This is a genomic window from Streptomyces sp. NPDC043853, assembly GCF_056436025.1.
On sequence record NZ_JBWKDJ010000010.1, the window covers coordinates 39254 to 58396 of the forward strand.

Here is a 19143-nt window from a genome sequence, read left to right on the forward strand (position 1 = left end):
TTCGAGCGCTCAGCGGGCCGACGCGCGGCGGGTGCGGTGCAGGAAGTCCCCGACCGCCGCGCGGTCCGGCTCGGCGGGCAGCGGGCTGCCGGCCAGGGCGGCTTCGGTCTCCTCGGACAGGCGGACCATCCAGGCGTCCACCTCGTCCCAGCCCAGCTCGCCCCGCTTCACCGCCAGCAGCCGGTCCCGGTAGGGGGTGGCGTCGACGGTCAGGCCGCCGGTTCGGAGCAGGTCCCGGCAGGAGAGCAGCAGTCGCAGCAGGTGCATGGCGTGCTTCCAGCGGGGCGCGCCGTGCAGCCGCACGTCTGCCTCCAGCTTGCGGCGCTGCCCCAACGCGTACCGGGTGAACGAGGCGTACGCGTGACGGGAGAGGAACGCCCCGCGCAGCGCGAGGAGTTCCTCCCCGACCGGGGTGATCCGCTCCACCAGCGGCGAGTGGAGGCACTCCAGGATGTTCGGGTTCGCCTTCAGGGCCAGTTCGCAGAAGCGCCCCAGCTCCCAGGAGAACTGCTCCGGCAAGGGGCCCTCGATGTGTGTGGGGGGCTTCTCGAACCGCCAGAACAGCGGGGTCGGAGCCAGGTAGACGCCGCGCCGGTCGGTGTCGCTGGTCCCGGTGGCCAGCCCGAAGGCCCGCGAGCCCATCACGCAGGAGTACACGGTGTGGTCCGCGACGAGGGACCGATCGGCGGGGCTCTGTTCGTTCACCCCGGGAGGGTATGCGGCGGGCCCGCCGCTACGCGAGGGAGATTTCGCCGCCCGAGACCGTGATGCCCTGCGGGGGCAGGGGGCGCGTGGCCGGGCCGTGGGTCACCGCACCGTCCGACATGTTGAACTTGCTGCCGTGGCAGGGGCAGTCGATGGTGCCGTTCTCGACCTTCGCCACGATGCAGCCCTGATGGGTGCAGACGGCGGAGAACGCCTTGAAGGAGCCCGCGGTGGGCTGGGTGACCACCACCTTCTTCTCCTTCAGGATCGTCCCGCCGCCCACCGGCACGTCCGCCGTGCGGAGCAGCGGGGCGGCGGAGGCGCCGGGCGACGGCGCATGGGGGGCCGACGCCTCGGGCGAGGCGGGGGGCGTGGCCGGCGGGGTGGGCGGCTGTGCGGGCTCCTCCGCGCCGCCGTTGCCGCAGGCGGTGAGGCCGCAGCAGGCCAGTGCCGCCGCGCCCGCGCCGAGGACGGTGCGGCGGGCGGTTCCGGGGTGCAGGGGGTCGCTCATCCGAGTCTCCTCGTGGTGTTCCGGTGGGCGAGCAGCATCCTGGTGCCTGCCCGTGCCGGACGGCGGTCCGCCGCGCCGAGCCGGCCGCGCGACACCCCGTACGGGGCCCGGTTCGCAGCGAATCCGGGTTCCTGCGGGGTCCGGCTCCTCCGGGGTGACCGGTCCTACGGGGTCCGGTCCTGCGGGGTGTCCGGCTGCCAGGGCGCCAGTACGGCCGGGCTGCCCGGCGTACGGACGACCTCCCAGAGGCGGGCCACGGCGGCCCGGTCGATCGGGCCGTGGATGTGCGGGTAGCGGCCGCCGGATTCACCCTCACGGCTCACCTCCGAGGTCAGCGCCCGCTCATTGATCTCCACGGCCAGCAGGGTGCCGGGGGCGTCGCGGTAGTAGGACTCGGCGATGGCCAGCGCGGTCGGGCGGTCCGCCGAACAGTGCACGTAACCCACGGAGTCGAGGGAGGACGGGGCGTAGGGGAGTTCCGGCTGGGCGGACCAGTCGGTGAGCGGCACGACGTGGAAGATCATGCTGCCTGTTGTAGCGCAGTCCGCGGCCATGCTCTCGGCGAGGTGGCGGTGCGTACGGGTCTGAGAGAAATTGTCCGTGTCTCGAAGTCACGCGGGCGCTTCCCGGCGTCGCGTCGCCGGTCCCCTTCGAAAGGCGCATGATCATGGCGGGAAACGACCTCGGCTCTCTCCTCGGCGGCCTGCTCGGCGGGGGGCAGAACGGCAGCGGCGGTGCCGGCAACGTCCTCGGTGCCCTGCTCGGAGCGCTCATGGGCGGTGGTGCGGGCGGGCCACAGGGCGGCGGCTCCGCGGCCGGGGGCAACCCGCTCAACGGGCTGCTGGAGATGCTGACCAAGTCGGGGCTGGTCGACCAGGCCCAGTCCTGGGTCTCCTCCGGCACCAACCAGCCGGTCTCGGGCGCGCAGCTCAAGGAGGCGCTGCCCGACGAGATCCTGCAACAGGTGGCCCAGCGGTCCGGTGTCAGCACCGACCAGGCGGCGGACGAGCTCGCCCTGACGCTGCCCCAGGCCGTCGACAAGCTGACCCCCGACGGCCACGTACCCAGCGGATCGCTGGAGGACATCATCCGGCAGCAGGGGCTCTGAGGTCCGCCCGGCGGACCGGGTCGGGCGATCCGGGCCGTCGATCCGTCGGGCGATCCAGGCCCGGCGGCCGGGCGGGGGACAAGGCGTGCCGGGCGTGCCGGGCGCATGCCGCGCGACCGGCTCGGACGGCGGTCGGGCGCGGTGGGCCGGCTCCGCCGAGCGGGCGCCCGGGGCCGTCTCGACAGGCGGTCCCAGGGGTCCGCCCGTCGTACGGGATGACTACCCTGAGTGTCAGACCCGCCACGACCACCCAGGAGCGCCCACAGTGAGAACCGCCGTCGTCATCGGAACCGGACTGATCGGCACCTCCGCGGCGCTCGCCCTGTCCCGCCGGGGGATCACCGTCCACCTCGCCGACCACGACCCGGCCCAGGCCCGGACCGCCGCCGCGCTCGGCGCCGGGACCGACGAGCCCGCGCCGGGCCAGGTCGACCTCGCGGTCGTCGCGGTGCCGCCGGCGCACGTGGCGGCGACCCTCGCCGACGCCATCGGACGCGGCGTGGCCCGCGCCTACGTGGACGTGGCCAGCGTCAAGGGCGGACCGCGGCGCGAGCTGGCAGAGCGGGGCGTGGACGTGTCGGCGTACATCGGCACGCACCCGATGGCCGGCAAGGAGAAGTCCGGGCCGCTGGCCGCCACCGCCGACCTGTTCGAGGGGCGGCCCTGGGTGCTCACCCCGGCCCGGGAGACCGACCACGAGGTGCTCAACCTGGCGCTGGAGCTGGTGGCGCTCTGCCGGGCCGTACCGGTGGTGATGGACCCCGACGCGCACGACAGGGCCGTGGCCCTGGTCTCGCACACCCCGCAGCTGGTGTCCTCCATGGTCGCCGCACGGCTGGAGGAGGCCGACGAGACCGCCGTACGGCTGTGCGGGCAGGGCATCCGGGACGTGACCCGGATCGCCGCCTCGGACCCGCGGATGTGGGTGGAGATCCTCTCGGCGAACCCGGGGCCGGTCGCGGACGTGCTCTCGGGCATCGCGGCCGACCTGGAGGAGACGGTCCAGGCCCTGCGCGGCCTGCAGTCGGCGGACGAGACGAAGCGGCAGGAGGGCGCGGCGGGCATCGAGGACGTACTGCGCCGCGGCAACGCCGGCCGCGACCGGGTGCCCGGCAAGCACGGCGCGGCGCCGGCGGCGTACGAGACGGTGGCCGTGTTCATCAGCGACCAGCCGGGCGAGCTGGCAAGGATCTTCGCCGACGCCGGCCGGGCCGGGGTCAACGTCGAGGACGTGCGCATCGAGCACGCGACGGGCCAGCAGGCGGGCCTGGTCCAGCTCATGGTGGAACCGTCCGCGGCACCCGCCCTCACGGCGGAGCTCCGCGAACGCGGCTGGGCGATCCGCCGGCAGTAGCCCCGCCGGCCGTGCGGGCGGCCGTGCCGCGGGGCGGAACGCCCGCCCGCACGGTCGCGGGACGGCCGTCCCCCGGGGAGCGGGGGAGGACGGGGGACGGGACGGTTCGGCGGGCCGGTAACCTTGAGCGGGGGTGCGTTTGGCGCGCCCGCACAACGTCGCGCAATCAGGAAGGTGCCCGTCCCGTGGAAACCGCCGCTCCGTCTGCCGTGATCGTCGCCATCGACGGTCCCTCCGGTACGGGCAAGTCCAGCACCTCCAAGGCCGTCGCCGCCAAGCTCGGGCTGCGCTACCTGGACACCGGCGCCCAGTACCGGGCGATCACCTGGTGGATGATCACCAACGGGGTGGACGTCCACGACCAGCACGCCGTCGCCCTCGCCGCCGGCAAGCCGGCCATCGTCTCCGGCACCGACCCGGCCGCGCCCACCATCACCGTGGACGGCCTGGACGCCTCCGGCCCGATCCGCACCCAGGAGGTCACCTCCAAGGTCAGCGCGGTCAGCGCGGTGCCCGAGGTGCGGACGGTCATCACCGACCTGCAGCGCTCCATCGCGCTCGCCGCGGCCGCCGAGGGCGGCATCGTGGTCGAGGGCCGGGACATCGGCACCACCGTGCTCCCCGACGCCGACCTGAAGATCTTCCTCACCGCCTCCGCCGAGGCCCGCGCCGCCCGCCGCAACGGCGAGCTCACGGGCAAGGAGGCCACCGACCTGGCGGCCACCAAGGAAGCCCTGATCAAGCGGGACGCCGCCGACTCCGGCCGGAAGACCTCCCCGCTGGCCAAGGCCGGCGACGCCGTCGAGGTGGACACCACCGAGCTCACCCTCGACCAGGTCATCGAGTGCGTGGTCGGCCTCGTCGAGGAGAAGCGGACGGGCGGCGAGTGAGCGCAACGCCCTCCCTGCGGGGTGCGGCGGTCGGGCGGCGGATCGGCATCGGGCTCATGTACGGGCTGTGGAAGCCCCGCGTGCTCGGCGCCTGGAAGGTACCGGCCTCCGGGCCGGTCATCCTCGCGGTGAACCACTCCCACAACATCGACGGACCCATGCTCATGGGGACCGCGCCCAGGCCCGTGCACTTCCTGATCAAGAAGGAAGCGTTCGTCGGCCCGCTCGGACCCTTCCTGGAGGGCATCGGCCAGATCCAGGTCGACCGCTCCGGCACCGACCGGAACGCCGTCACCGGCGCACTCGGCGCCCTGGCGGACGGCGGAGTGCTCGGCATCTTCCCCGAGGGCACCCGCGGTGAGGGCGACTTCGCCTCGCTGCGGGCGGGGCTCGCCTACTTCGCGGTGCGCTCCGGCGCCCCGATAGTGCCGGTCGCGGTGCTCGGCAGCAGCGAGCGCCGCAGCCGTCTGGTCAAGGGGCTGCCCCCGCTGCGGGGCCGCGTCGACGTCGTCTTCGGCGACGCCTTCGAGGCCGGCGACGGCACCGGCCGCCGCACCCGGCAGGCCCTGGACGCCGCCACCGTAAGGATCCAGGACCACCTCACCGCCCACCTGGCGGACGCGAAGCGCCTCACCGGGCGCTGAGCGAGACTTGAACCAGTAGTGGGCCCGCGCGACCGCGCGGGTGCCACCGACCACCACGAACGACGAGGAACGGACTTCATGAACGACCAGCACGAGCACGGAGCGCTTGGCGACGCCGAGTACGCGGAGTTCATGGAGCTCGCCGCGGAAGAGGGCTTCGACCTTGAGGACGTCGAGGGCGCCATCGAGGAGGCCGGCCACGGCCCGCTGCCCGTCCTCGCTGTCGTCGGACGCCCGAACGTCGGCAAGTCGACCCTGGTGAACCGCATCATCGGCCGCCGCGAGGCGGTCGTCGAGGACAAGCCGGGCGTCACCCGCGACCGGGTGACCTACGAAGCCGAATGGGCGGGCCGCCGCTTCAAGGTCGTCGACACCGGCGGCTGGGAGCAGGACGTCCTGGGCCTCGACGCCTCCGTCGCCGCCCAGGCCGAGTACGCCATCGAGGCCGCCGACGCGTGCGTCTTCGTCGTCGACGCCAAGGTCGGCGCCACTGACACCGACGAGGCCGTGGTCAGGCTGCTGCGCCGGGCCGGCAAGCCCGTCGTCCTGTGCGCCAACAAGGTCGACGGCCAGAGCGGCGAGGCCGACGCGGCCTCCCTGTGGTCCCTCGGTCTGGGCATGCCCTGGCCGGTCTCCTCGCTGCACGGCCGCGGCACCGGCGACATGCTGGACGCCGTACTGGACGTGCTGCCCGACGCGCCCGCGCAGACCTTCGGCGGCACCGCGATCGGCGGCCCCCGCCGCATCGCGCTCATCGGCCGCCCGAACGTCGGCAAGTCCTCCCTCCTCAACAAGGTCGCGCGGGAGGAGCGGGTCGTCGTCAACGAGCTGGCCGGCACCACCCGCGACCCGGTCGACGAGCTGATCGAGCTCGGCGGCGTCACCTGGAAGTTCGTGGACACCGCCGGTATCCGCAAGAAGGTCCACCTCCAGACGGGCTCGGACTACTACGCCTCGCTGCGCACGGCCGCCGCCGTCGAGAAGGCGGAGGTCGCGGTCATCCTGATCGACACGACCGAGAAGATCAGCGTCCAGGACCAGCGCATCATCACCATGGCCGTCGAGGCCGGCCGCGCCATCGTCATCGCCTACAACAAGTGGGACGAGCTCGACGAGGAGCGCCGCTACTACCTCGAGCGCGAGATCGAGACCGAGATGCAGCAGGTCGCGTGGGCGCCCCGGGTGAACGTCTCGGCGAAGACCGGCCGCCACATGGAGAAGCTGGTCCCGGCCATCGAGACGGCCCTGGAGGGGTGGGAGACGCGCGTCCCGACCGGACGGCTGAACGCCTTCCTCGGTGAGATCGTCGCCGCCCACCCGCACCCGATCCGCGGCGGCAAGCAGCCGCGCATCCTGTTCGGCACCCAGGCGGGCACCAAGCCGCCGCGGTTCGTGCTGTTCGCGTCCGGCTTCCTGGAGCACGGCTACCGCCGCTTCGTCGAGCGCCGCCTGCGCGAGGAGTTCGGCTTCGAGGGCACCCCGATCCACATCTCGGTGCGGGTCCGGGAGAAGCGCGGCAGCAAGGCCGCCAAGAAGAAGTGACCGGGGGGACGCCCTCGGTGGCCGGGACTCAGTAGGTCCGGCGCGGAGCGGGCGGCAGGGCCGCCGGGATGTGGTGCATCCCGGTCTGGTGCTGCCGCCCGCCGCCGTTTCCGGACGGTCCGGTGCCCGCGTAGGCCGGGCGGTCGGCGTACGTGGCCGGCCAGGGCTCGGTCTGCCATGCGGAACCGTTCCAGCCGCCGACGCCGCTGTGGCCGTTGCTGCTGTGGCCGCCGAAGCCGTACGCGGACTGCTGGACGGGGGTGATGGCGGCGGGCGCGGCGATCGCCCCGAACGCGGTGAACCCGAGGTCCTCCTCGCCCGTCCGGTCGTACGGCAGGGCCCGGAAGGACCGCAGGTACTCCGAGTAGAGGGCGTCGTAGATCGGCGTCTGCGAGGCGCTGTGCGTCCGCATCGGGGGGATGTGGGGGTCGTATGAATGCACGTAGACGCCAACGAAACTACAGGCGCCACGGATGCGGGCGCGGGCCGTGTCGGTCGGAAAAACCCTCGGAAAAACGCAGATGGCCGGGGGTGCGCGGGCATCCCGCGCACCCCCGGCGCACCACCGGGGTCCTCAACCGGTCCGGGTCACCCGCCGGGCCGGGTCCTGTCCCCGGCTCCCGGGGTCAGGTGCCGGCGAGCGGCATGGAGGCGGCGACCAGCTGGCCGGCGGCGGCCGCCTTGTCCAGCGCGTCGCGCAGCAGGTCCTCGCGGGGCTGCTGCCCGATGGAGCCGACCGGGGCGGCGTAGATCAGGACCCGCTGGGTCTTGTTGACGGCGGACCGCCAGCCCTCGGTGACGGACAGCGCCTGGTGCGCCTGCCACCAGGCCACCTGGGGGGACCCGGGGGCGGTGCCCGGCTGGAGGACGGCGTGCAGCTGGCCGGCGGCCAGCAGGACGGACCAGCCCTCCAGCGGGGAGGGCAGCGCGGTGGTGTCCGTCAGGGGGTGGAAGCCCTGCTCGATCAGGAGCGGCAGGAAGTCGTCGCCGGGGCCGGTGCTGCCGGGGCGGGCGATGGGGGCGGTCGGCTCCACCACGAGGGCGGGGTGCAGCTCGCCGCCGATGAGCACCAGCCCGCTCGTGATGCCCAGGACGGCCTGGCCCCCGGGGACCGACTGGGGGGTCCCGGCGCCGGGGGCGGGGGCGGGTGAGTCGCCGGTGATGGAGGCGACGGCTCCCTGGAGCTGTTCCTCGGAGACCGCCACCACCTGGGAGGGGATGCAGGTGGCGTGGGCGAAGGCGAGGACGGCGGTCTCCTCGCCGACGAACAGCACGGTGCTGGTGCGTTCGCTTTCGGAGTTGCCCGGGGTGCGGCAGGAGGTGCAGTCGTAACTGCCCGGCGCGTTCTCGCCGGCGAGCAGCAGGTCGGCTTCTTCGTCGCCGATCTCGGCGCGTACGTCATCACTGACGTCGAGCATGCGCGGCACGGGGTCACTCCTCGGACTAGGCGTGCGCGGCCGGGCGGTTCCCGGCTCGCCGGGCTCAACGGGGGAGCGGTGCGCGGGGTAACGCCGGACGGGGGAACGGAATCGAACCGGGGGCCCGAAAGGGTGAATGCGCCGGGAAGCTCTTTCCGAAGCGGTCAACTCCTGCCGGGATGCTGTCATTTGACGTCGTGGAACTGCCATCGGGGCGGCCCGGACGGGTCCGCCGTGCGAGTGGGGCGGGAACGGCTGCCGCGTGGCGGCGGGGCGGGCCGCGACGGGCCGCGTAGCGTGACCCGATGCCCAACCCCCGGATCCGGCGGGCTGTTTCCCCGGCCCCCGCCGCACTGGTGTCCGTGCCGGTGTCCGCGCTGGTGGCCGTGCTGCTGTCGCTGCCGGCGCTGCCCCTCCCGACGGCCGCGGCCGCGGCGCCGCCGCCCCCTCCCGCGCCCGGCCCGGCCGGTTCGGCGGCGATCGGTTCGCCGGGCGTGATCGGCACCGGCCCGGGGGACTGCGGGCCGGGGGCGGTGTGGCCGTGGGACTGCGTGGCGGACTGCGAGAGCAGCGGGCGCTGGCACATCAACAGCGGCAACGGGTTCTACGGCGGGCTGCAGTTCTGGCAGCGGACCTGGGAGGACCACGGCGGGCTGGCCTTCGCGCCGCGGGCGGACCTGGCGACGAAACCGCAGCAGATCCGGGTCGCGGAGGGCGTGCTGGCCACGCAGGGATGGGAGGCGTGGCCCGAGTGCGCGAAGCGGTACGGGCTGGCGGGGCGGATGCACGTGGTCCGGGGCGGCGACACGCTGTACGCGCTCGCGCGCACGTACCGGGTCGAGGGCGGCTGGCAGGCCCTCCACGCGGCCAACCGTGACCGCCTGGGCGACCGCCCGGCCCTCCTCAAGCCGGGCACGATGCTCCGGCTGCCGGCCCGTTCGGCGAAGCCTGCCCCGGCGGCCGCCCCGAGCCCGAGCCCGAGTCCGAGTCCGAGTCCGAGTCCGAGTCCGAGCCGGGCGCCGGGCGGCGGGGCTGCTTGAAGTGGGCCGCGGGGAAACGCAGGCTGGGGTGAACGGGGCGAAACGGTCGCCCGGACGGTGGTGGTGAGCCGGATGGCCTGGCGTGTGCGTGCTCGTGAGGTGGCGGTGGGGGTCTGGGCGCTGGGGGCCCTGGTGGGATGTTCCGCCGGTGGTGGGGGCGGAGGGGTCCCCGGTGCCGGGGCTTCGGCCGGGGTGTCGCCGAAGGCGCCGCCCGCTCCTTCGGGGCCTGCTTCGGCCTCCGTACCGGCCTCCGTGCCGCCCTCGGTGTCCGCCGACGCTTCCGCCTCTGCGGGTACGGGCCGGGGGCCCGCCGACGTCCTTGCCGCGCGGGAGGCGGTGGAGGAGAACTGGGCACTGTTCTTCGACGGGCGGACGCCGGCCGCGGAGCGGGTGCGGGTGCTGGAGAACGGGAGCGGCATGGCCCCGCTGCTCGCCCGGCTCGAAACCGATCCGAGTGCCGTCAGAACCTCCGCCGAGGTGGCCGACGTGGTCTTCACCTCGCCCGTCGACGCACGGGTCGTGTACGACCTGAGGGTGGGCGGCAAGCCGCTGCTCTCCGGCAGCAAGGGCACCGCCGTGCTCCGCGACGGCACCTGGAAGGTGTCCGCCCGGACGCTGTGCGACCTCGCGAGGAGCGGCGGCAAGGAGGCGCCGGGCTGCTGAGCCGGACGCCGCCTCCGGACGCCGCCTCCGGACGCCGCCTCCGGACGCCGCCTGCGGACGCCTCCCCGGCCCGAAGGCCCTCTTCCGGCTCACTCGTCCGTGTGTCGCGCGCTCCCCGCACCCAGGGCGGCCCCGGAGGGCGATCGCGGGAGCGGGTCCGGCCGCTGGCAGACTCGGGGCATGCTGGAGACCTCCGCACGACTGCTGCGCCTGCTGTCGCTGTTGCAGACCCACCGCGAATGGACCGGGGCCGACCTCGCCGAGCGCCTCGGCGTCACCCCCCGCACCGTCCGGCGTGACGTCGACCGCCTGCGCGAGCTCGGCTATCCCGTCAACGCCAGCCCGGGCACCGGTGGCGGCTACTCGCTGGGCGCGGGCGCCGAGCTCCCGCCGCTGCTGCTCGACGACGAGGAGGCCGTGGCCGTCGCCGTGGGCCTGCGCACCGCCGCCGGCAACGGCGTCGAGGGGATCGGCGAGGCCTCGGTACGGGCGCTGGCCAAGCTGGAGCAGGTGCTGCCCGGCCGGCTCCGGCGGCGGGTGAACGCGCTGAACGAGTTCACCGTGTCCATGCTGCGCGGGCAGCAGCGGTCCACCGTGGACGCCTCCGTGCTCACCGAACTGGCCGCCGTCTGCCGGGACAACGAACGGTTCCGGTTCGGCTACCGCGACCACGAGGGCGCGAGCAGCCGCCGGACGGTGGAGCCGCACCGCCTGGTGTGCAGCGAGCGCCGCTGGTACCTGGTCGCCTGGGACGTGGACCGGGCCGGCTGGCGGACCTTCCGGGCCGACCGGATCGAGCCCAGACCGCCGCACGGTCCGCGCTTCACCCCGCGTACGCCGCCCGCGGAGGACCTCGCCGCGTACGTCGCGCAAGGCATCTCGCAGGGGGCGTACCCCGTGCAGGCCGTGGTCCGGCTGCTGGTCTCCGCCGAGGAGGCCGGGCAGGCGGTCGGTCCGGCGGACGGGGAGCTGGAGCCGGTCGACGCGCACTCCTGCCTGCTGCGCACCGGCGGGGTGAGCCTGGACGTGCTGCTCGTCCACGTGCTGATGATGGGCTTCGAGTTCGAGGTGGTGGAGCCGCCCGAGATGGCGGGGCGGATCAGGGACGCCCGGGATCTGCTGGCCCGGGCAGCTCAGCGGTCTGCGGATCCGGGAGCCGGTGCTCCAGCGCGGCGATCTCCGGATGGTGCAGGTCGAAGGCGGGCGACTCGGAGCGGATCCGGGGCAGTTCGCTGAAGTTGTGCCGGGGCGGCGGGCAGGACGTCGCCCACTCCAGCGAGCGGCCCCAGCCCCAGGGGTCGTCCACCTGGACCCGTGTGCCGTAGCGGTGCGTCTTCCAGACGTTGTAGAGGAACGGCAGCGTGGACAGGCCGAGCAGGAAGGCCCCGATCGTGGACACGGTGTTGAGCAGGGTGAAGCCGTCGGCCGCAAGGTAGTCGGCGTACCGGCGGGGCATGCCTGCGGCGCCCAGCCAGTGCTGCACCAGGAAGGTGAGGTGGAAGCCGATGAAGAGGGTCCAGAAGTGGATCCGGCCCAGGCGCTCGTCGAGCATCTTCCCGGTCATCTTGGGCCACCAGAAGTAGAAGCCGGCGAAGGTCGCGAACGCCACCGTGCCGAACACGGTGTAGTGGAAGTGCGCGACGACGAAGTACGAGTCGGTGACCTGGAAGTCCATCGGAGGCGAGGCCAGGATCACCCCGGTGAGCCCGCCGAACAGGAAGCTGACCAGGAAGCCGATGGACCACAGCATGGGCGTCTCGAAGGACAGCGAGCCGCCCAGCATGGTGCCGGTCCAGTTGAAGAACTTCACCCCGGTGGGCACCGCGATCAGGAAGGACAGCAGGGAGAAGAACGGCAGCAGCACGGCGCCGGTGGCGAACATGTGGTGCGCCCACACCACCACCGACAGCCCGGTGATGGCCATGGTCGCGCCGATCAGGGTGACGTATCCGAACACGGGCTTCCGGGAGAACACCGGCAGGATCTCGGTCACGATCCCGAAGAACGGCAGCGCGATGATGTAGACCTCGGGATGCCCGAAGAACCAGAACAGGTGCTGCCAGAGCAGCGCACCGCCCCATTGGGGCTGGAAGACCACCGAGCCGAACCGCCGGTCGGACTCCAGGACCAGCAGGGCGACGGCGAGCACCGGGAACGCGAACAGCACCAGGATCGAGGTGAAGAGCACGTTCCAGGTGAAGATCGGCATCCGGAACATGGTCATACCGGGAGCGCGCAGTCCGAGGATGGTGACGATGAAGTTGACCGAGCCGAGGATGGTGCCGAAGCCGGCCAGCGCCAGGCCCATGATCCACATGTCGGCGCCGATGCCGGGGGACCGGTCCAGGCTGTTGAGCGGGGCGTAGGCGGTCCAGCCGAAGTAGGCCGGCCCGGTCGGGGTGACCAGTGAGAGCAGCACGATCAGTCCGCCGAACAGGAACAGCCAGTACGACAGCATGTTCAGCCGGGGGAAGGCCACGTCCGGAGAGCCGATCTGCAGCGGCACGATCTCGTTGGCGAACCCGGCGAAGGTCGGGGTCGCGAAGAGCAGCAGCATGATCGTGCCGTGCAGGGTGAACGCCTGGTTGAACTGGTTGTTGGTGATCAGCTGGAGGCCCGGCCGGGCCAGCTCGGCCCGCATGAGCATGGCCAGCAGTCCGGCCAGCAGGAAGAACAGGAACGACGTGGCCAGGTAGAGGTGGCCGATCTTCTTGTGGTCGGTGGTGGTCAGCCAGTCGACCAGGATCCGGCCGCGGGTGCGGACCGGCGGCGGCTCTGTCGCGGGCGTCGTTCCCATCGACGGTCCCCTCACTGAGGCGGCATCAGATCAGGGCATGATGCTCCCAGTCCGTTCCCGGCTACGCGGCGCGGACGCGCCAGTGGGGGAGAAGTGAGGGTTCTGTGAGCGCCTCGGCCGGGGCCGGCCGACACCCCTTCGGATTCGCTGCGGGAGCGGCCCGGCGGGAATGGCCGTGCGGTAATTCCCGCGTCCCGCGCAGGGAATGCAGAAGGGTCTTCACGTCGGGCGTGTCGCATGACCGAACCCAATTGCGGGGCCGTGGAATCCGCCGGTTCGGGTGAGCCGGGCCGGTGAAACACTTGTCGACATTTCGTGACCTAAGCGTGACCCGATTCGGCTGAAGGTATGTCCCTGCCGCTGACGCGCGGGGGCGGTGTGTGCGTGGCAGCCCCCGCGCGCGGCGGGAAATCAGCTCCCCGCGACCGGGCGGGCCGAGGGGTTCCGCGCGGTCCGGTCCGCGTGCACCGGGTGCGCGGCGTGGGCGGCGGCGTGGGTCGGCCGCCGGCTCCCGGCCGGGGCCGCAGGGGTCCGCTCGGACCGGATGATGTGCGGCCGGAGGGTGAGGTGCGCAGCGGGCCGGGGCGCCGCGGCGTGCGCGGCGCGCACGGCCACCGGCGCGGGAACGGGGACCGGTACCGGCGCCCGGCGTCCGGCGCGGCGCTCGCGGAGGTGCTCGCGCAGCTCGAAGACCCAGCTCTCGGTGCGCGCGATGAGCGGCTCGAACCAGGGCAGCGCCAGCAGGATGAGCAGGCCGGCGGCCCAGCCGAGCAGCACGTCGCTGACCCAGTGGGTGCCCAGGTAGACGGTGGTGGCGCCGACGCTGAGCGCGACCACGGCGGAGAGCACCGACAGATTGCGCCGGGTACGCACGGTGGAGGCCAGGTAGGCGAGGATGCCCCAGGTCACCACGGCGTTGGCGGTGTGGCCCGACGGAAATATATCCCCGCCGGCGAACAGCTCGGCGGAACCGATCCGGGTGGCGTAGTGCGGACCGAGCCGCCCCAGACCGAGCTTCACCGCGCCGACGGTGATGTTGAGCAGCAGCAGGGCCACCCCGAGGGTGATCAGCGGGCGCAGCGTGTGCTGCCGCCAGGAGCGCCAGCCGAGCCACGCGGCGACCATCACGGCCGTCGGGCCGCGCTGACCGAGCACCACCAGGTAGTCGAGGAAGGCGTGGAGCTCCGGCAGTTGCTCGTACGGCCGCCAGAACATCACCTGCCAGTCGAGCCGGACCAGCCAGGACGTGGTCAGCACGGCCACCACGATGGCCAGATAGAACACCAGGGTCGAAGCGAAGAGCACCACACGGTGCCGGCTCATCTGCGGCGTTTGCAGATGAGCCGGTCGTTCGGGTTCACGGTCCAGGCGGGCGAACAGCCGCTCCAGACGGGTGAATGACGGGTCGGTACGCACTCAATCGACGTTACCGGGCGCGAGTGGGGCGCCCGCGCGAATCGCCGTGTTTGTGATGACCATGTGATGTGGAGTAGGTCTCAGTCGGGCCTTTATCGAGGGGAATCCCGCCCGGCCTTCGTCAATTCCTCCGCACCCCGTCCACAGCTTTTTGCGAGACCAACAATTCGGGTCGGAATTATGAATTCCGTCAGGGCGGTCCGGAACCGTTCAGCCAGAAGGCCCCGTACACCGCGGCGACCGCGGCCGCTCCGCCCAGCCAGGCCGCCGCCCGGGCCGTACGGATCCGCGCCAGCGCCGCCGCAACCGGCAGCAGCAGCGGGAACGCCGGCAGCAGCAGCCGTGGCTTCGACCCGAAGTACGCCGACGCGCACAGCGCCAGCGCCACCACCACCCCGCAGTACACCAGCAGTGCCACCGGCTGCCCCTGGCGCAGGCACAGCCGGTACAGCCACAGCACCAGCAGCACCCCGGCGATCAGCCCCACCCCGGCCGGCCACGCCGCAGAGCCCAGCTTCGCCGCGATGAACCGGGCGAAGGCGAACCCGCCGTCGAAGCCGTTGCCCCAGCCGCCCTGCACCCGCAGATAGCCGAGCACCCCCTCGCCGGTGCGCGCCCCCACCCACAGCACGTACGCCGCCGCGCCCGCCGGAGCCAGCACCGCTCCCGCCGCCGTTCGCCACGAGGCCTCGCCCCGCCGCACGGCCAGGGCCGCGGCCACCCACAGCGCGGCCACCACCGCCACGCCCACCGGACGCGTCAGCCCGGCCGCCGCCGCGAGCAGGCCCGCGGTGATCCAGCGGCCGCGCAGCACCCCGTACAGCGACCACGCCGCCAGCGCCGTGAACAGCGCCTCGCTGTAGGCCATGGACTGCACGATCCCGACCGGCAGCGCCGCCCAGGCCGCCGCCGCGCACACGCCCGCCCGGCGGCCGTAGAGGAGATCGCCGATGGCGAAGATCCCCCACGCCGCCGCCAGACCCGCGAGCGCCGAGACCACCAGGCCCGCCGAGCCGTACGACAGCCCGGTCACCGCCGAGACGGCCCGCTCCAGCCAGGGCAGCAGGGGGAAGAACGCCAGGTTCGAGTGCACGTCCCCGTTCGGCAGCACCACCTCGTAGCCGTAGCCCTCGGCGGCGATCCGCGCGTACCAGAGGGAGTCCCAACGGGCCGAGAGCAAGGTGTGCGGGCTGCTGCCCGCCGCCGCACACCACACCCCGAGCACCGCCAGCACCAGCAGCCGGACGGCCGCGAAGGCGAGCAGCGCGGGCGCGGCCCGGCGAACGGCGAGATCTTCCACGGGCATGATTATCGGTGGTGCCGTCACGGCGACCGGAGGAGGGCCGGAGAGAACCACGGGCCGTGACCGGGCGTGTACGGGGAGGGGAGGTGAGTGGCGCACGCCACACGCCGGGGGCCGACGGGGTGAGAGCTTGGCCACGTGACCCCTGACCGAACTCGCGTACGCTGGCCGTTCACTCGCGTGTCGATGCCGGGCCCCGTCAACCAAGCCGCCCACCTGCGGCACGTCACGACACTGGTCCACCGAACGCGAGGGATCACCTGGGAGGTACATGCATGTCCGGACCGAACTCCCGGCAGCGGCTCACCGCGCTCGCGGGCGGAGCCAACCGCTGGGTGGTCCTGGCGGTCCTGTGCATCAGCCTGGTCCTCGTCGCGCTCGACGCGACGATCCTGCACGTCGCCGTCCCCTCCGTCACCGAGGACCTGCGTCCCGGTTCGATCGAGCTGCTGTGGATCGTCGACGCGTACCCGCTGGTGTGCGCCTCGCTGCTGATCCTCTTCGGCACCCTCGGCGACCGGGTCGGGCGGCGCCGCATCCTGCTCCTCGGCTACGGCCTCTTCGGCGTGGCCTCGGCCATCGCCGCCCTGGCCGACAACGCCCAGGTACTGATCGCGGCGCGGGCCCTGCTCGGCATCGGCGGCGCGATGATCATGCCCGCCACCCTCTCCATACTCCGCCAGGTCTTCCCGGACCGTAAGGAACGCGCCCTGGCGATCGGCATCTGGACCGCCGTCGCCGCGATCGGCGCGGCCAGCGGACCGGTGCTCGGCGGCTTCCTGATCCAGCACTTCTGGTGGGGTTCGGTCTTCCTCATCAACATTCCGCTGATGGCCCTGATCCTCCCGCTCGGCCGGTGGCTCCTGCCGGAGTCGCGCGGCGAGACCGACGGTCCGTGGGACGTGGTCGGCGCGCTGATGGCCGCGGCCGGAGTACTGGGCGTGGTGCTCGGTGTGAAGCGGGCCGGCGCCGACCGGAGCTTCCTGGACGTCCAGGCCCTCGTGCCGCTCTGCGTGGGAGCGGTGCTGCTGGTGCTGTTCGTCCGCCGCCAGAAGCGCCGGAAGCACCCGCTCATCGACATGCGGATGTTCTCCCGCGTCACCTTCACGACCTCGGTGGGCTGCATCGTGCTCGCCATGCTGGCGCTGGTCGGCCTGGAGCTCATCGCCGTCCAGTACCTGCAACTGGTGCTGCACCTGTCCCCGCTGGAGACCGGCCTGCGGCTGCTGCCGCTGACCTTCGCCGCCATGGCGGCCGGCGGCACCGGTTCGTACACGCTGAACCGGATCGGCCCGCGGGCGATGGTCTCGCTGGGCTTCCTGCTCACCGCCCTGGCCGTGCTGCTGCTGACCCTGATGGGGCAGCACGACCGGCCGCTGCTGCTCACGGTGGGCTTCGTGCTGCTCGGCTTCGGCCTGCAGACCACGCTGTTCGCGGCGTACGAATCGATGCTGAGCGAGGCTCCGGCGGAGACGGCCGGCGGTGCCGCGGCCATCGGCGAGACCTCGTACCAGCTGGGCGCCGGGATGGGCATCGCGCTACTGGGCAGCGTGATGAACGCGGCCTACGCACCGGGGCTGGCGCATGTGGCGGGCGTGCCGGCGGCGGACTCGGCGGGGGCGACGAACTCGCTGGGCGAGGCGTACCAGATCGCGGCCGCGCTGGGCGGGCCGGCGGGGGACGCGCTGTACGCGGCCGCACGGGCGTCGTTCGTGCACGGCCTGCACGTGACGCTGATGGTGAGTGCGGGACTGCTGCTCGCCGGCGCGGTGATGGCGCTGAAGCTGCCGCGCGTCATGGACTGTGCGGTGGACGCGGCTCCGTCCGGCTCTGCCGAAGCGGTCGCTCCGGAGCTTGCCGGGGCTGCCGCCCCTGCCGCGGCTGCGGATTCGGGTCCGGCTTCGGGTCCGGCCGAACACGCCGCCCGGGTGCGCATCCCGGCCCCGGCCAAGTCGGACGCCGACGCGGCCCTCAGCCGCCCCGCCTGACCGCTGCGCGGAGCCAGTTCCCCTCCCCACCCCTTCCCGCACCGGGGCTGCGCCCCGGGCCCCTTTTGGGGCTGTGCCCCGGCAGTCTTCGGGGCTCCGCCCCGGCCCCCGTTGGGGGTTGCGCCCGGGCCCAAGGCGCCGGCCGTGTGGGCAGGCGTGCCGCAGGGCGATGGGGGTCCCCCCTGCTCGAGCGAAGCCGAGAGCTTGGGGGTGGGGGTCCCCCCGGACGGAGTCTGGGGGAGGTGGGCACACGGCACCCCGGTTCCGCGAGGGCTTCGCGCAGCCTCCCCCGCCCCGACCCCGTACAGGGGTCGAACCCCGGCCGGGCGCAGCCCCGGCGCGGGCCGGTGCCGGGGCCGGCAAGGCAACGCCCGGCCCGGCGCGGGCACGGCTGCGGCGGAGCCCTGCGGGACGCCTGCCCGCACCGACCTCGGGCGTCTGCACGCACCCGGAACGTGGGAGGCCTACCAGGCCCGGGAGGGCCGGCCGGGCCGGGCGGCGATTGCCCGCGCGGGGAGCGCGGGTTAGCGTCGGCGCGGAAAACTCACAGTGCAAGGTTCCGCACAACCCGCACCCCGCCGGAGGCGACACCGTGTTCGTGCCCACCGATCCCCTCGGAATCGACGAGCTGCTCAGTCCCGAGGACCTCGCCATTCGCGACAGCGTCCGCGGCTGGGCCGCCGACCGCGTGCTGCCGCACGTCGCCGAGTGGTACGAGACGGGCGAGCTCCCCGTGATCCGGGAGCTGGCCCGGGAGCTCGGCTCCCTCGGCGCGCTCGGCATGTCCCTGGAGGGCTACGGCTGCGCCGGCGCCAGTGCCGTGCAGTACGGGCTGGCCTGTCTGGAGCTGGAGGCCGCCGACTCCGGCATCCGCTCCCTCGTCTCCGTGCAGGGCTCGCTCGCCATGTACGCCATCCACCGCTACGGCTCCGAGGAGCAGAAGCAGCGCTGGCTGCCCGGCATGGCCGCCGGCGAGCTCATCGGCTGCTTCGGGCTGACCGAGCCCGACGTCGGCTCCGACCCGGCCGCCATGCGCACCTACGCCAAGCGCGACGGCGGCGACTGGGTGCTGAACGGGCGCAAGATGTGGATCACCAACGGGTCGGTGGCCGCGGTCGCCGTGGTCTGGGCGCAGACCGACGAGGGGATCCGCGGGTTCGCCGTTCCCACCGATGCGCCGGGGTTCTCCGCCCCGGAGATCAAGCACAAGTGGTCGTTGCGGGCCAGCGTCACCAGCGAGCTGGTGATGGATGACGTACGCCTGCCCGCCGACGCGGTGCTGCCCGGCGTCACCGGGCTCAAGGGGCCGCTCGGCTGTCTGAGCCACGCCCGTTACGGGATCGTCTGGGGCTCCATGGGCGCCGCCCGCGCCAGCTTCGAGGCGGCGCTCGACTACGCGCGGACCCGGGAGCAGTTCGGCCGGCCGATCGGCGGCTTCCAGCTCACCCAGGCCAAGCTCGCGGACATGGCGCTGGAACTGCACAAGGGGATCCTGCTCGCCCACCACCTGGGACGCAGGATGGACGCCGGCACGCTCCGCCCGGAGCAGATCAGCTTCGGGAAGCTCAACAACGTCCGCGAGGCGATCGAGATCTGCCGCACCGCGCGCACGATCCTCGGCGCCAACGGGATCAGCCTCGAATACCCCGTCATGCGGCACGCGACCAACCTCGAGTCGGTGCTCACCTACGAGGGCACCGTCGAGATGCACCAGCTGGTGCTGGGCAAGGCACTCACCGGGCTCGACGCCTTCCGGTGAGTCGG

The 19143-nt window shown here is 73.2% G+C and carries 17 protein-coding genes and 1 pseudogene; 10 read left to right on the plus strand and 8 right to left on the minus strand.

The window, feature by feature from the left end:
- Positions 1 to 9 precede the first annotated feature (9 nt).
- From AC067U_RS24710 to AC067U_RS24720, 3 genes are all read right to left on the minus strand, one after another.
- A complete protein-coding gene (locus tag AC067U_RS24710) occupies positions 10 to 642 on the minus strand; it encodes a nucleotidyltransferase domain-containing protein (RefSeq protein WP_478832154.1) in 633 nt (210 codons plus the stop codon).
- A 91-nt stretch (positions 643 to 733) separates the two neighbouring features.
- A complete protein-coding gene (locus AC067U_RS24715; RefSeq protein WP_478831939.1) occupies positions 734 to 1216 on the minus strand; it encodes a Rieske (2Fe-2S) protein in 483 nt (160 codons plus the stop codon).
- Between the two features lie 164 nt (positions 1217 to 1380).
- A complete protein-coding gene (locus tag AC067U_RS24720) occupies positions 1381 to 1740 on the minus strand; it encodes a DUF952 domain-containing protein (RefSeq protein ID WP_478831940.1) in 360 nt (119 codons plus the stop codon).
- Between the two features lie 143 nt (positions 1741 to 1883).
- Here AC067U_RS24720 and AC067U_RS24725 point away from each other — a divergent pair, with 143 nt between their 5' ends.
- The 5 genes from AC067U_RS24725 to der all read left to right on the plus strand — a co-directional run bounded on the left by AC067U_RS24725 (position 1884) and on the right by der (position 6754).
- The gene (locus AC067U_RS24725; protein ID WP_478831941.1) at positions 1884 to 2324 is read left to right on the plus strand and encodes a YidB family protein; all 441 of its coding nucleotides are present in this window, start codon (positions 1884 to 1886) and stop codon (positions 2322 to 2324) included.
- 265 nt (positions 2325 to 2589) lie between these two features.
- A complete protein-coding gene (locus AC067U_RS24730; protein WP_478831942.1) occupies positions 2590 to 3678 on the plus strand; it encodes a prephenate dehydrogenase in 1089 nt (362 codons plus the stop codon).
- Between the two features lie 185 nt (positions 3679 to 3863).
- Positions 3864 to 4568 carry a (d)CMP kinase gene (gene cmk / locus AC067U_RS24735; RefSeq protein ID WP_478831943.1) on the plus strand — a complete coding sequence of 235 codons (705 nt, stop codon included), beginning with the start codon at positions 3864 to 3866 and terminating at the stop codon, positions 4566 to 4568.
- A gap of 56 nt (positions 4569 to 4624) precedes the next feature.
- Complete coding sequence (locus AC067U_RS24740; RefSeq protein ID WP_478832155.1) at positions 4625 to 5212, plus strand: lysophospholipid acyltransferase family protein; 588 nt, start codon at positions 4625 to 4627, stop codon at positions 5210 to 5212.
- Between the two features lie 78 nt (positions 5213 to 5290).
- Complete coding sequence (gene der, locus AC067U_RS24745; RefSeq protein WP_478831944.1) at positions 5291 to 6754, plus strand: ribosome biogenesis GTPase Der; 1464 nt, start codon at positions 5291 to 5293, stop codon at positions 6752 to 6754.
- Positions 6755 to 6782: 28 nt separating this feature from the next.
- Here der and AC067U_RS24750 read toward each other — a convergent pair whose 3' ends face one another.
- Both AC067U_RS24750 and AC067U_RS24755 read right to left on the minus strand, forming a co-directional pair.
- Positions 6783 to 7166, minus strand: a complete 384-nt coding sequence (locus AC067U_RS24750; RefSeq protein WP_478831945.1) for a hypothetical protein — start codon at positions 7164 to 7166, stop codon at positions 6783 to 6785.
- 214 nt (positions 7167 to 7380) lie between these two features.
- Positions 7381 to 8181 carry a hypothetical protein gene (locus tag AC067U_RS24755; protein WP_478831946.1) on the minus strand — a complete coding sequence of 267 codons (801 nt, stop codon included), beginning with the start codon at positions 8179 to 8181 and terminating at the stop codon, positions 7381 to 7383.
- A gap of 296 nt (positions 8182 to 8477) precedes the next feature.
- On the opposite strand from AC067U_RS24755, the gene AC067U_RS24760 reads away from it, so the two are divergent.
- The 3 genes from AC067U_RS24760 to AC067U_RS24770 all read left to right on the plus strand — a co-directional run bounded on the left by AC067U_RS24760 (position 8478) and on the right by AC067U_RS24770 (position 11111).
- On the plus strand, positions 8478 to 9212 hold the full coding sequence (locus AC067U_RS24760; RefSeq protein ID WP_478831947.1) for a transglycosylase family protein: 735 nt from the start codon (positions 8478 to 8480) through the stop codon (positions 9210 to 9212).
- Positions 9213 to 9476: 264 nt separating this feature from the next.
- Positions 9477 to 9875: an MTB12 C-terminal domain-containing protein gene (locus AC067U_RS24765; RefSeq protein WP_478831948.1), complete on the plus strand. Its 399-nt coding sequence runs from the start codon at positions 9477 to 9479 to the stop codon at positions 9873 to 9875.
- Between the two features lie 180 nt (positions 9876 to 10055).
- Positions 10056 to 11111 carry a helix-turn-helix transcriptional regulator gene (locus AC067U_RS24770; RefSeq protein WP_478831949.1) on the plus strand — a complete coding sequence of 352 codons (1056 nt, stop codon included), beginning with the start codon at positions 10056 to 10058 and terminating at the stop codon, positions 11109 to 11111.
- Here the strand turns inward: AC067U_RS24770 and ctaD are convergent.
- The 3 genes and pseudogenes from ctaD to AC067U_RS24785 all read right to left on the minus strand — a co-directional run.
- A pseudogene (ctaD, locus tag AC067U_RS24775) lies at positions 11110 to 12672 on the minus strand (aa3-type cytochrome oxidase subunit I); the annotation flags it as partial. The gene AC067U_RS24770 and the pseudogene ctaD overlap by 2 nt on opposite strands.
- Before the next feature lie 411 nt (positions 12673 to 13083).
- Positions 13084 to 14088 (minus strand): phosphatase PAP2 family protein, encoded by a 1005-nt coding sequence (locus tag AC067U_RS24780; protein WP_478831950.1) that lies wholly within the window; start codon positions 14086 to 14088, stop codon positions 13084 to 13086.
- Positions 14089 to 14278: 190 nt separating this feature from the next.
- Positions 14279 to 15394, minus strand: a complete 1116-nt coding sequence (locus tag AC067U_RS24785; RefSeq protein ID WP_478831951.1) for a hypothetical protein — start codon at positions 15392 to 15394, stop codon at positions 14279 to 14281.
- A 272-nt stretch (positions 15395 to 15666) separates the two neighbouring features.
- Between AC067U_RS24785 and AC067U_RS24790 the strand changes: the two genes are divergently transcribed.
- A complete protein-coding gene (locus AC067U_RS24790; RefSeq protein WP_478831952.1) occupies positions 15667 to 17379 on the plus strand; it encodes an MFS transporter in 1713 nt (570 codons plus the stop codon).
- A 592-nt stretch (positions 17380 to 17971) separates the two neighbouring features.
- Positions 17972 to 19138 (plus strand): acyl-CoA dehydrogenase family protein, encoded by a 1167-nt coding sequence (locus tag AC067U_RS24795; RefSeq protein ID WP_478831953.1) that lies wholly within the window; start codon positions 17972 to 17974, stop codon positions 19136 to 19138.
- Positions 19139 to 19143 lie beyond the last annotated feature (5 nt).